Annotated in this window: 12 protein-coding genes; 1 reads left to right on the top strand and 11 read right to left on the bottom strand. The window is 64.6% G+C overall.

Annotation, left to right across the window (positions count from 1 at the left end; genetic code table 11):
* Window positions 1–252: 252 nt before the first annotated feature.
* Window positions 253–1,107 (bottom strand): threonine aldolase family protein, encoded by an 855-nt coding sequence (locus AB4136_RS33155; protein WP_137901917.1) that lies wholly within the window; start codon window positions 1,105–1,107, stop codon window positions 253–255.
* On the opposite strand from AB4136_RS33155, the gene AB4136_RS33150 reads away from it, so the two are divergent.
* Window positions 1,044–1,697 carry a LysR substrate-binding domain-containing protein gene (locus AB4136_RS33150; protein WP_171021045.1) on the top strand — a complete coding sequence of 218 codons (654 nt, stop codon included), beginning with the start codon at window positions 1,044–1,046 and terminating at the stop codon, window positions 1,695–1,697. The two genes, AB4136_RS33155 and AB4136_RS33150, sit on opposite strands and share 64 nt — an antisense overlap.
* A 156-nt stretch (window positions 1,698–1,853) precedes the next feature.
* On the opposite strand, the gene AB4136_RS33145 is transcribed toward AB4136_RS33150, so the two are convergent.
* The 10 genes from AB4136_RS33145 to AB4136_RS33100 all read right to left on the bottom strand — a co-directional run bounded on the left by AB4136_RS33145 (window position 1,854) and on the right by AB4136_RS33100 (window position 11,881).
* Window positions 1,854–2,561 carry a branched-chain amino acid ABC transporter ATP-binding protein gene (locus AB4136_RS33145; protein ID WP_171021044.1) on the bottom strand — a complete coding sequence of 236 codons (708 nt, stop codon included), beginning with the start codon at window positions 2,559–2,561 and terminating at the stop codon, window positions 1,854–1,856.
* Window positions 2,558–3,346, bottom strand: a complete 789-nt coding sequence (locus AB4136_RS33140) for an ABC transporter ATP-binding protein (protein ID WP_137901915.1) — start codon at window positions 3,344–3,346, stop codon at window positions 2,558–2,560. Before AB4136_RS33140 ends, AB4136_RS33145 begins: the two co-directional genes overlap by 4 nt.
* Window positions 3,343–4,230 (bottom strand): branched-chain amino acid ABC transporter permease, encoded by an 888-nt coding sequence (locus tag AB4136_RS33135; protein ID WP_137901914.1) that lies wholly within the window; start codon window positions 4,228–4,230, stop codon window positions 3,343–3,345. Before AB4136_RS33135 ends, AB4136_RS33140 begins: the two co-directional genes overlap by 4 nt.
* The gene (locus tag AB4136_RS33130; protein ID WP_137901913.1) at window positions 4,227–5,093 is read right to left on the bottom strand and encodes a branched-chain amino acid ABC transporter permease; all 867 of its coding nucleotides are present in this window, start codon (window positions 5,091–5,093) and stop codon (window positions 4,227–4,229) included. The genes AB4136_RS33135 and AB4136_RS33130 overlap by 4 nt, the downstream gene beginning before the upstream one ends.
* A 19-nt stretch (window positions 5,094–5,112) precedes the next feature.
* Entirely contained in the window at window positions 5,113–6,273 is a 1,161-nt protein-coding gene (locus tag AB4136_RS33125; protein ID WP_137901912.1) for an ABC transporter substrate-binding protein, read from the bottom strand.
* Between the two features lie 69 nt (window positions 6,274–6,342).
* Window positions 6,343–7,131: an amino acid ABC transporter ATP-binding protein gene (locus AB4136_RS33120; RefSeq protein WP_441932312.1), complete on the bottom strand. Its 789-nt coding sequence runs from the start codon at window positions 7,129–7,131 to the stop codon at window positions 6,343–6,345.
* Window positions 7,128–8,096, bottom strand: a complete 969-nt coding sequence (locus tag AB4136_RS33115; protein WP_137901911.1) for an amino acid ABC transporter permease — start codon at window positions 8,094–8,096, stop codon at window positions 7,128–7,130. Before AB4136_RS33115 ends, AB4136_RS33120 begins: the two co-directional genes overlap by 4 nt.
* 146 nt (window positions 8,097–8,242) lie before the next feature.
* Complete coding sequence (locus tag AB4136_RS33110; protein WP_171021043.1) at window positions 8,243–9,145, bottom strand: ABC transporter substrate-binding protein; 903 nt, start codon at window positions 9,143–9,145, stop codon at window positions 8,243–8,245.
* A gap of 769 nt (window positions 9,146–9,914) precedes the next feature.
* Window positions 9,915–11,315: a formimidoylglutamate deiminase gene (locus AB4136_RS33105; RefSeq protein ID WP_137901909.1), complete on the bottom strand. Its 1,401-nt coding sequence runs from the start codon at window positions 11,313–11,315 to the stop codon at window positions 9,915–9,917.
* Between the two features lie 32 nt (window positions 11,316–11,347).
* On the bottom strand, window positions 11,348–11,881 hold the full coding sequence (locus tag AB4136_RS33100; protein ID WP_441932309.1) for an amidohydrolase family protein: 534 nt from the start codon (window positions 11,879–11,881) through the stop codon (window positions 11,348–11,350).
* Between the last annotated feature and the right edge of the window lie 148 nt (window positions 11,882–12,029).

Below are 12,029 nucleotides of genomic sequence, written 5' to 3'. Positions count from 1 at the left end.
GAAAGGTCGGCTGAAACCCCAACAAAAAACGCCGGCGCCGCAAGCGGGAAACTCTGGTCGGGCTACGCCCTCCCGACGTTCCCCGCTTGCGGCGCCAAGTGGCCGACTTTTACGCCGCCCCGTGGCCGGTTTTTGCTCCGCCGTTGACAAAAGTCCCTTCTACGCTCAAGCGTATGCCCAACGCCATCAGGTCATCGGCCAGCGCGTGCGCTTCGACGCCTGTTCCCGACAAGTCCAGCAGCACGATGTTGGTTACGTCGCCCTCGGGGATGACGCGCACTCCGGGTACGCGACGCAGCGTATCGGCAAACCGCCTCGCCTTATGATGGTCCTCGGATAATCGCTGAACATTGTTGTCAAGAGCGTAGAGGCCGACACCGGCCATGACCCCGACTGGCGCATGGCGCCGCCTAGGCGATGTTTCCACACCAGCGCCTCCTCGATGAACTGAGCCGGGCCGGCTAAGACCACGCCAAAGGGGCAACCTAAGCCCTTCGACAAATCGATCCACGCACTGTCGCAAAGCTGACTGAAGGTTGCGGCGGGCTTGTTTGCCGCTACCGCTGCATTGAGCAACCGCGCCCCGTCCATATGAAGGGCGAGCCCGTGCGCACGAGACAGGGCGGCGAGCTCCGCGATGCCGGCGCGAGTCCATATTCGCCCACCGCCCCGGTTGGTCGTCTGCTCGATCGTGACGACACGGCTGCACGGAGAGCGATGGCGCGGGGCGCGCAACAGCGGCTGGACATCGCCTGCCGTGAAAATACCGGATGGGGTTTCAATCGGGCGAAACTGCGCTCCTGCAAGCGCGGCAGCACCTGCCGCCTCCGAGCCGAAGACATGCGCATTTGAGGCACAGATGATCTCGTCCCCAGGGCGGCAATGCACCAGGAACGCGATCTGGTTGCACATCGTCCCGGATGGAAGAAAGAGTGCCGCTTCATGACCGAGCAAATCCGCCACGCGTTCCTCCAGTTTCAACGTCGTGCGGTCTTCCCCTCGCTGTTCGTCGCCGACCGCTGCGGACGCCATCGCCGAGCGCATTGCCGGCGAGGGTCGGGTCGCGGTGTCGGAGACCAAGTCGACGAGGACTGCTGCTTTGGGCATGTCAGGATGCTGCGGTCAGCGCGTGGCGGAAAGCATTCGGCGACATTTCGATCACCGTGGAGTTGCGCGGCTCACAGCGCATCGTCCAATGGGTAAGGACGCGCCGGTTCGACCTCGGCTTGGTCAGTCCGCTCAACGACGTCCGCGACATCAACGTCGTGGCTCGGTGGCGATTGCCTTATATTGTACTTGGAGCGCCCGGTCACAAGGGACTTGGCGAAGCCGGCAAGGTCTTCGACGTCGCCGAGAGCGGCGACCTGGCGCTGATCGTGCCCGGCATGGGGTACATGCTGGCCTTATGCGAAAACACCTCGCTGGCCCGGATGATCCAGGGGAAAACCCGCATCGACGCCTACATCTCCCCGACGGCCGCCCACCTGGCAATGGCGGGACTGGGCATCGCGTTGGTCGACCCTGTCACCGCCCACTATTTCGAGGGCGCGCTCGATGCGGAAGTGCGGCCGCTGAAGAATGCCCCGCTCTACGATCTCGCGCTGATCGCGCCGCCCGAGCAGGCGCGCTCGCGCGCTTCGGTGCGTCTGGGAGAGATGCTTGTCGCCGCGGTGGGGAATGTCGTTAATTGTCGGTAACAGTTATCCAGCGTGGAAAGACACTATCAATTCACGTGCTTTTGACCCGCGTCGCATGATGGTTGGACCAACCGGCGCATACTGGGGTGTCCGCGCCAGCCTCGATTTCCTTTCCTGAACGCGAGCCTGGCCGGTCGATGAGAACGAATCGTCCCTTCAACTCATCCGCAGGTAAGCGTCGACGATCCGAGGGTCTGTTGCCATCTCTGCGGCGGGGCCGCTCATGGTGATGCGTCCCGTTTCCATGACATAGGCCGTATGTGCGTGGCCGAACGCTTCGCGCGCGTTCTGCTCGGCAAGAAGAATGGCCATTCCCTCGCGGTTGAGCCGCACCAGCACCTCGAACAGCGATTCCACGATCAGCGGCGCCAGGCCAAGCGAAATCTCGTCGGCAAGCAGCAAGGCCGGCTTGCTGATCAGCGCGCGGCCCAGCGCCAGCATCTGCTGTTCGCCGCCGGACATGGTGCCGGCAAGCTGGTCCTTCCGTTGCGCCAGCTTGGGGAAGATGCCGTAGATTTCCTCGACTGCGCCGCCGCGCCGGGTTCTGTTCGCCACCTGGAGGTTTTCCGCGACCGTCAGCGCGGGGAACACGCGCCGTCCTTCCGGCACGTAGGCGAGCCCGGCGGCTACGCGCCGGTGCGGTTCAAGCCCAAGCAGGGGCGCTCCCTGAAAGGTCACGGAACCCCGTGCCGGCAGCAGGCCGACAAGGGACTTGATCAGCGTCGATTTGCCGGCGCCGTTGGCGCCCAGCACGGTGACGAATTCGCCGCGCCCGACCTTCAGCGACACATTGTGCAGCACTTCGGTCCGGCGATACCCGGCAGCCAGCCCGTTTACATCGAGCAGAATATCGGACGCACTCATGACTTGTCCTTGGTCGTTGCAGGCGCGTTCGAGTGCTGCGGCCCCAGATAGGCATCGATGACGCGCTGGTCGGCGCGGATTGCGTCCGGCGGCCCCTCGGCAAGGATCTTGCCGCTTTCCAGCACGATTGCGCGGTCGCAAAGCGAAAGCGCCAGCCCGACGTAATGCTCGACCAGCAGCACCGATATTCCGCGCTTGTGGATGGCCCCGATCAGTTCCTTCAGCGGTTGCAGGCCGTCTGCGCCGATGCCCGCCGCCGGCTCGTCCATCAGGATCATTTCGGGATTGCCGGCCAGCGCGCGTGCGATTTCCATGCGGCGAAGGTGGCCGGGTGACGCCTCCCTCGCGCTCTGCCCGGCGACATCGGCAAGCTCGGTGAACCGGAGCAGTTCGTCTACCCGTTCCTGCAATTCCGGCTCTCCCGACCTGGACCGGAACGGCGCCGCCAGGCCACGGAGCCGTGGCCCCGCCGCCCCGAGCATGACGTTGTCGCGGATGGAAAGGGAACCGACCGCGCGTACGACCTGAAACGTGCGGGCAAGGCCGCGGGCATGAAGCAGGTCGGGGCGGAATTTTCGGACGGTGTCCCCGTTGACGGCGACCGTGCCTTCGCTCGGCGCGAGCAGACCGGTGATGACGTTGAAGAGGGTGGATTTGCCGGCCCCGTTCGGTCCGATGACCGAAACGAATTCGCCGGGCATCACGGCCATGTTCACGTTGGAAAGCGCGACCAGCCCGTCGAAGCGCCTGGTAACGGCCTTCAGTTCAAGCAAGGGCGCGGTCATGAGCGGGCTCTCTTGCCGGCGAAGACATTGGCCGTCCAGCGCGCGATCAGGCTATCCTCGCCGATGATGCCTTGCGGGTGGAAGCGCAGGACGAGGACCAGCACGGCGCCGAAGATCAGCATCCGGTATTCCGAAGCGAACCGGAACAGTTCGGGGATGATGGTCAGCAGCACCGCACCGAAAATGGCTCCCCGGATTGTCGCCGAACCGCCGATCAGAAGCATCGCCAGGAACAGGACCGAATCGTTGAATCCGAAAGTCTGCGGAGACACCGTGCTGAGGAAGTAGGCGTAGAGGCATCCGGCAAAGCCGGCGAAGATCGAGCTGATGACGAATATGGTCGATTTGTACCGCGCCACCGGCGCGCCGAGCGACGCCGCCAAGGTTTCGTCCTCGCGGACCGCCTGCAGGATGCCGCCGAACCAGCTGCGGTTGACCAGCAGGCTGACACCCACCGTGCACGACAAAAGAAGCAGCGAACAGACGGCCAGACCCGGATAGTCCAGTTCATACCCGCCGATCGTCGGCAGGGGGATGCCATAGAGCCCGGTGGCGCCACCGAAAAACGGCAGGGTCTGGAAGGTGGCGACCACGATGAAGTTCAGGCCCAGCGTCGTTATGGCGAAAAAGTCCTGGTGCAGGCGCAGGCTGATGGCGCCGATCAGCGCGCCGGCGACGCCCGCCGCCAGCCCGGCGGTCAGGAAGCAGAACCAGAACGGCATGCTGTAGGAAGTCGCGAACACGGCGGCGAAGTAGGCGCCGATGCCGAAGACGGCGCTCTGGCCGAGGTTTGGCTGGCCGGTATAGCCCACCACCATGTTGAGGCTGACGGTGACCGTCGACAGGATGGCCACCGTGATCAGCAGGACAAGCAGGTAGCTCATGCGCGCACCACGCGGGATGGGATAAGGCCCTGCGGCCGGATGAGCAGCACCAGCACGAGCGCCGCGAAGGCGATCGCGTCACGCGGGACGACGAAGCCGAACCGCGCGACCACGGCCGTCTCCACCAGCCCGACGAGAAAGGCGGCGGCGATGGTGCCGAGAGGGCTGCCGAGGCCGCCGAGGATGATGATGGCGAGCATCTTATAGGCGGGAACGTCGCCCATGGTGGGTATGACGCTGTCGTATTTCAGCGCGTAGAGGATGCCGGCCAGCGCGCTCAGCGCATAGCCGATGACGAAAACGCCGCCGATTACCTTCTTGCTGTCGATCCCCACGGCCGAAGCGATGTCGCGGTCCTGCGCCACCGCCCGCCAGACCACGCCGTAACGCGTTTTGGTCAGCACCAGCCAGGTCAGCAGCAGCAGCCCGACGCCGATGACGATGACAAGCAGGTTTATCCCGGTCACCTCGACGCCCGCAATATGTACGTCCGGGATTGCGGTCTGGATGCCCAGGCTTTGCTGCAAGGGGCCGCATACCAGGCGGAACAGCTCGTCTGCACAAATATAGACCCCGATACTCGTTATCAGCGTGACGATGGGGCCTCGGTCCAGGATCGGGACATACAGGCTTTTCTGGAAAATCCAGCCGACGGCGCCGGCAATAACCAGCGCCGCGGCCACCCCAAGCAGGACGCTGCCGCTGGCCTGGAAGACGACGAGCAGCAGGTAGGCGCCCAGCGTCAGCGCCGCCGCGCTGGCGACATCGAGCACGCCCATCAGCCCGTAGACCAGCGACGGCCCGATCGCGATCAGCGCGTAGAGCGAGCCGACCACGATGCCCTGGATGAGGATATAGGTCATTACGATCCGGCCTCGGGGCTCACGGCGTGATGATGGCCGGGTCGGATACGACGCCGGCGCTGGAAATCTTGCCGTCGTCGAAGACCTGGATCTGGATCGGCTTGATGACCTCGCGGTTTTCCGTGAAGCGTTCGAAGGTCCCGGTGGCGCCCTTGAAATCACGCAGCGCGTCGAGCCCGGCCTTGACGTCGGCGGCCGTCGTGCCGTTTTTGCGGATCGCGTCGACCACCAGCATCACCGCGTCGTGCGACGAGGCCGCGACCATGTCGACGGGGAAGTCGTAGGCCTTGGCGAAGTCCGACAGGAATTGCTGGGTCTCTTCGCTCTTGCTGTCACGGTTGAGGTTGGTGGTGAACATCAGCCCGTCGGCGAGCTTGCCGATCGAGTAGAAGCCGGCGGAATCGATGCCCTCGGTGCTGAGCAGCGTCAGCTTTCCGTCCGCCTGTGCCCAGTCGCGCAGGAACTGCTTGCCCTCCGCGACGTACTGGACGAGGTAGATGGCATCGGCGCCCGATGCGATCACGCGGCGAATGATGGTGCCGAAATCCTTTTCCCCGAACTGATTCTTGTCGGTGGAGACGACCGTCATGCCGAGCTTGGGCGCTTCGGCGACGAAACCTTCGACCAGCGCATTGCCGAAATCGTTGTCGATGGAAATGACAGCCGGTTTCTTGATCCCCTTGTCCGCGAGGAACTTGGCCCCGGCGCGGCCCTGCACGGTGCCGTTGGCGTCCTGGAGGAAGATGTAGCTTCCGGTCTTGGGAATGCCCGGATTGACCGCATAGGCCGAAACCAGCACCGTCTTGGCGCGCTGGAAGATCGTTGCGGCGGCCAGTGTCTGCGGGCTGTAGGAGCCGCTGACCGCTGCCACAACGCCGTCCTGGGAGGTCAGTTTGGTCGCGATGGTGGCGCCCTGCTTGGGGTCGCTGCCGTCGTCGTAGGGCACGAGTTCGAGCCGGTGTCCGTCAATGCCCCCGGCGTCGTTGACCTGCTTGATCGCCAGCTGCGCGCCGGCCAGCGCGCTGCGTCCGTCCGGCGCGCCGAAGCCCGTCTGCGGCGAGAAGAACCCGATCCTGACCGGCGCCTCGTCGGCGGCGGCGGGCGGAAGGCCCGAGAAGGCGGCGCAGGCAAGAGCGGCGATCGCCGTGACCATGCCTTTGTTGAGAATTCGGAATTTCATCGAAACCTCCCACGATGGTTAGAATGTTGTCTGCGGGCAGGGGAACCTGACGGCGCGCCCTGCCCTTCCCTACACAAGCACCTTGGCGAGGAAGGCCTGCGTCTGCGGATGGGCGGGCCTGCCCAGCACCTCGGCCGGCGGACCTTCCTCGACGATCTCGCCTCCGGCCATGAACACCACGCGGTCGGCCACCTCACGGGCGAAGGCGATTTCATGCGTGACGACGATCATGGTCATGCCGCTTTCGGCCAGGTCGCGCATGACGTCCAGCACGTCGGAAACCAGTTCAGGGTCGAGCGCGCTGGTCGGCTCGTCGAACAGGATCAGCTTGGGCCGCATGGCCAGCGCCCGCGCGATGGCGACGCGCTGCTGCTGACCGCCCGAAAGCTGGCGCGGATAGGCGTTGACCTTCTCGGCCAGGCCGACCCGCTTCAGGATGGCGTGTGCCCGTTCCGTCACCTCCTGGCGCGGCTCGCGCTTCACGCCGATCGGCCCTTCGATGACGTTTTGCAGCACGGTCATGTGCGGGAAAAGATTGAAATGCTGGAACACCATGCCGATGTGGATGCGCTGGCGCGCGATCTCGTGCTCGTGCATTTCCTGGAGATAGCCGTTGCCTTCCTTGTAGCCGATCAACTCGCCGTCGACCCGGATGCGGCCGTGGTCGATGCGCTCCAGATGGTTGATGCAGCGCAGGAACGTGCTCTTGCCCGAACCCGATTGGCCGAGCAGGCACATGACCTGCCCGTTCGCAAGCGACAGGTTGATCCCCTTGAGCACTTCGAGGGCGCCAAAGGATTTGCGCACGCCTGTCGCCTGCACCATCACCCTGGCGGATTGCTCGATCCGACCGGTCATGACGCGCTTCCTTTCCCCTCGGCCTCGAGCGGGCGGCGGCGGGAGAGGCCGAGGAAATTGCGGATGCTTTGCACCGGCGTTGACGGCAGGCTGCGGCTGCCGCCTCGGGCGTAGTGGCGCTCGATATAGTATTGGATGACGCTCAGGATCGAGACGATGATCAGGTACCAGATGACCGCGACCATCAGCAGCGGGATCGTTTCGAACGTTCGCGTGTAGATCGTCTGCGCCGCGAACAGCAGTTCCGGCACGGCGATGATGGAGACCAGCGCCGACATCTTGAGCATGTTGATGGTGTCGTTGCCGAGCGGCGGGATGATGACGCGCATAGCCTGCGGCAGCACCACCCGTCGCAGCAGCCGGCCCCGCGACATGCCGATGGACTGGGCCGCTTCGGTCTGGCCGTGGTCTATCGAGATGATGCCCGCGCGGATGATCTCGGCGCTATAGGCGGCCTCGTTGAGGCTGAGGCCCAATATGGCCGCGGTATAGGGCGTGATCAGCGCATTGGCGTCGAGCTGGACGAACTCCGGGCCGATGAAGGGTATGCCTAGCGAGATGTTGGGAAACAGAGCGGACAGATTGTACCACAGCAACAACTGCACCAGCAGCGGCGAGCCCCGGAAGAACCACACGAACAGCCAGGACGAACCCGACAGGATCGGATTGGGCGAGAGGCGCATGACCGCCAGCACCACGCCGAGCGAGATGCCCAGCACCATGGCGATGGCCGTCAGTTCGAGGGTGCGGCGCACGCCCAGCAGAATGGTCTGCGAGGAGTAGTATTGGCCCACCACCGCCCACTCGAAGCGTGGATTGGTGAAAAGCGTCTGCACCAGCATCGCCGCCAGCAGGGCCACGAAGGCCATGGCCACCCAGCGCCACGGATGCCTTGCCGGCCTGATTGCCAGGTCGATCGTGGGATCGCTTTTCCTTCCTTCGGAACCGGTCTTGCTGGCCGACATGACGTCGCACTCCTGGAGATATTGGCCGCCCGGTGGCGGCTGGAGCGGTGGGTGTCCGGACGAAACCGTGCCGCCGCCCTGTCCATCTGTCCGGGCATCGGGCCGGAAATCGGATTCCGCTTTCCGGCCCGGTCTGATGGGGCGCCTTACAGGCCGGCGCCCTCGTTGATCGTCACCTCCTTGACGGCGCCGACTTCCTGGCCCCACTTCGCCAGGATCTTGGCGTAGGTGCCCTCGTCGATCAGCGCCTGCACCGTGGCCTGCAGGGCTTTGGCCAGGTCGTCCGACTCCTTGGGCAGCACCAGCCCATAGGGGCGCGGCGCGTAGGAGGCGTCCGGCACCTCGAACTCGCCCGGGTGCTGCTGCGAGATATAGGCACCGGCGGACGTGTCGATCATCGCCACGTCGGCACGCCCGGATTGCAGGGCCAGCACGATCTTGCTGGTGCCGGGATGCACCTCGACCTTGACCTCCGGCTTGCCGGCCTTCACGCACTCCTCGGAGGCCAGCCTCGCGTCCTCGATCTCGGTGGTGCCCTTGTCGATGGCGGCGGTTACGCCGCAGATGTCGGCGAGGCTGTGGATGTTCTTGGGGTTGCCGTGCTTGACCAGGAAGCCGCCGCCGGAGATGAAATAGTCGACGAAATCGACCTTCTTGCGCCGCTCCTCGGTGTCGGTCATTGCCGACATGGCCATGTCGTAGCGATTGGCGGCGAGCGCCGGGATGATGGCGTCGAAGCTCATGTTCTCGAATTCCAGCTTCACGCCGAGCTTCTGGCCGATCGCTTCCGCGAGATCCTTATCCAGGCCGATGATGGTGGTGTTGTCGGTGTCGTAATATTCGAAGGGCGGATATTCGACGTTGCTGGCGACCCTGATCTTGCCGGCCTCCTTCAGCTTGGCCGGCAGCATGGCGTTGAGTTTCGCGTCCATGCTGGTGGAAATGGCGGTATCGGCATTGGCCGGTCCCGCGAGCATCGATCCGACCGACAGCAGCGCGGCCGCGACACCCGAAGCGAGTCGAATTCGACCAAAACATCCAATGCTCATGTCTTCACTCCCCTTCTTGTCGCCCTGGCGACGTTGAAAAACCTTGAAACAGGCAGTCCGCCCAAACGAAGTCCTGCCGGCGCGATACATCGAGACACGCCGCGCCGACCTGTCGGCGCGACCCGGTCCGATCCGGCCGTCCGGCGGAGTGCATTGGCACGACGCGGGCTTTTCCCACCGATTCCTCCACAGCGCCGCACAGCGCCAATCGATGATAAGTATATACTCACATAGACAACTTTGTAGAGGATGGATTGTCAAGCGCGATTTTGTCGCGCGCATGCGCAATTTCCTTGAGCCGACGGATTTTGCGGTCGATAGAAGCGCGGCGCCGGTTCCGGGGCCGGCTTGTTAAATGCAGGACCGAGGCAACCGACCTGGCAGCGCCGCGAAAGCTTGACATGTCCCGGCGGGTGATTGATGCTTAAGTCACATATACCTATCAATGCAATTGAAAGCGTCGATAGGGGTGTCGCGGTCCAAGGGAACTCCACTGATATCGCTAGCCACGATCTAACGGGAGGCCAAGCATGGAACCGATATGGCCACTATACCTGAGCGACAACGATTGCGATCCCATGGTTCGCGGTCCGTCGAAAGCGACTTTCGATTTCACGGTCGCGATCGCGGAGCTCTATCGACGCGTTCAACGCGCGCTTTCGCGCTATTGCACGCGGAGACATGATGTAGAAAGGCGATTCGATCAAGCTGGACCGTATGTCTGGTAAAACGGGTCGATGCGGTTGAGCGGCCGGTTGAATCCGCGCGACTATCGGACAAGCCTTGCCATCGTGCGCCGATAGGCTTCGCGGATCGCGGCTTCGCGCGGATGGCGGCCATCGCGGATGACCCAGTTGCCGGCCACCATGACATCGCGAACCGGGTTCTGCGGACCCCCGAGAATCCAGGCGTCCAGCACGGTTTGCGGCCCGTGCCCGAGCAGCGGAAGACTGCCGGCGTCGAGCATGACCATATCCGCCCGCCTGCCTGCGATCAGCCCGCCGCCGCCTTGCGCCGAAGCCTGCTCGCCGCCCGCAAGCGCGGTGTCGAACAGCACGCGGCCGCTGTGTACCTCACGTTCCGCATGCGCCCGGTCTGGCCGCGCGATGACGTTGCGGCGGCGCAGCTCCAGGCGCTTGCCGCATTCCAGCATGCGCAGTTCAGCGGCGGTCGAAGCGCCGTAGTGGCTGTCGGTGCCGATGCCGAAGGCGCCGCCGGCGGCGTGGTACTCGACCAGAGGGAAGAAGCCGTCGCCCATGGTCGCCTCGGTGAGCGGGCAGAGGCCGGCCACCGCGCCGCTGGCGGCCAGGCCGGCGATCTCGGAAGTGTCGAGATGGGTGGCGTGGACGAGGCACCAGTCCGGCCCCAGTCCGATATTGTCGAGCAGCCATTGCACCGGGCGCGCGCCCAGCCCTGCTTCGACCTCCGCCACCTCATGAGTCGTTTCCGAGACATGGATGTGAAGCCGGGCGCCGGGATCGATCGCCTTCATGCCCGCCAGCGCCGCCCGCACCTCGTCGGGCGTGACGGCGCGCAGCGAGTGCAGCGCCATGCCGACATTGAGATTGGGATGGGCGGCGCGGCGCGCGTGCAGGGTCTCGATCAGCTTCAGATAGGCGTCGACCGAATGGGCGAAGCGCTTCTGCGTCGCCTCCAGCGGCTTGCCGATGCCGCCATGCGCATAAAGCACCGGCAGCATGGTCATGCCGAGGCCGGTCTCGGCCGCCGCCGCGATCAGCCTGTCCGACATCTCCGCAGGATTGGCATGGGCGCCGCCGCCGGGAAGGTGGTGGACATAGTGGAATTCGCAGACGGCCGTCATGCCGAACTGGAGCATCTCCAGATAGACCAGCGCCCCGATCGCCTCGTAATCCTCCGGCGTCAGGCGATCCACCATGCGGTACATCTCCTTGCGCCAGGTCCACAGATTGTCCTCCGCGCGGGCCGTCGTGACGAACTCCGTGCGGCCGGCCAGCGCGCGCTGAAAGGCGTGCGAATGCAGGTTCGACAGGCCTGGCACGCCGAACCCATTCAACCGCTCCACCGATCTTTCCGGCGGCCTGGCGCCCGATACGGAAACGATGACGCCATCCTCGCCGATCTCGACATAGCCCGGAGAAAGCCAGCCGTCCGGCTGATGCAGGTGTTCGACCTCGTAGACGGTGGACATGGTTGCTCCCTCCCTGCGGCGCGAACGCCGGATCAGCGCGCCCGCTCGCGATCGTCGAACACGACCTGTCCGGCCTTCATCACCAGCCGCGCCCGGCCGCGGCCCAGCCGGTAGGCCATGTCCTCGTAGCGCTCGTAGGGGAAGACGGCGATGTCGGCCTGTTTGCCCACTTCCAGCGAGCCGATGCGGTCGCCCCGCTTCAGCGCGCGGGCGGCATGCAGCGTGCCGGCGCGGATCGCTTCGGCCGGGCTGAACTTGTAGAGCCGGCAGGCGAGCTGGACGACGAAAGGCATCGATTCCAGCCAGCAGCCCGGACACATGTCGGTGGCGAGCGCCAGCGTCATGCCGGCATCCATCATCGCGCGCGCGTCGAAGGGGCGCGCATGGCCGACGGCGAAGTCGAGCGCCGGCATGACCACGCACACCACGCCGGCTTCGCGCAGCGCCGCATATTCCTCAGGCGCGGTGAAGTTCATGTGGTCGGCCGACACCGCCTTCAGTTCGGCCGCGAGCGTGGAACCGCCGATATGGGTGTAGCGTGTCGCGCGGTTTTGAGTTTTTGACACGCGGTTTTAGAGCAAAACGCGTGGCAAGAATAGCCTTTAAGTGGCCCTCAAAGACCCTTCACGGCTCAGTTGAGAGGGCCTAGCGCGCCCTCTTTAATCATCTGCATTGCCGCCGCTCCAACCATGCTGAGTTCGTTGAAGCACGAGA

Origin of the sequence: Mesorhizobium sp. 2RAF21, from assembly GCF_052115345.1 — a bacterium.
Lineage (GTDB): Bacteria > Pseudomonadota > Alphaproteobacteria > Rhizobiales > Rhizobiaceae > Mesorhizobium > Mesorhizobium terrae.
This window is presented reverse-complemented; position numbering and strand designations above follow the sequence as displayed.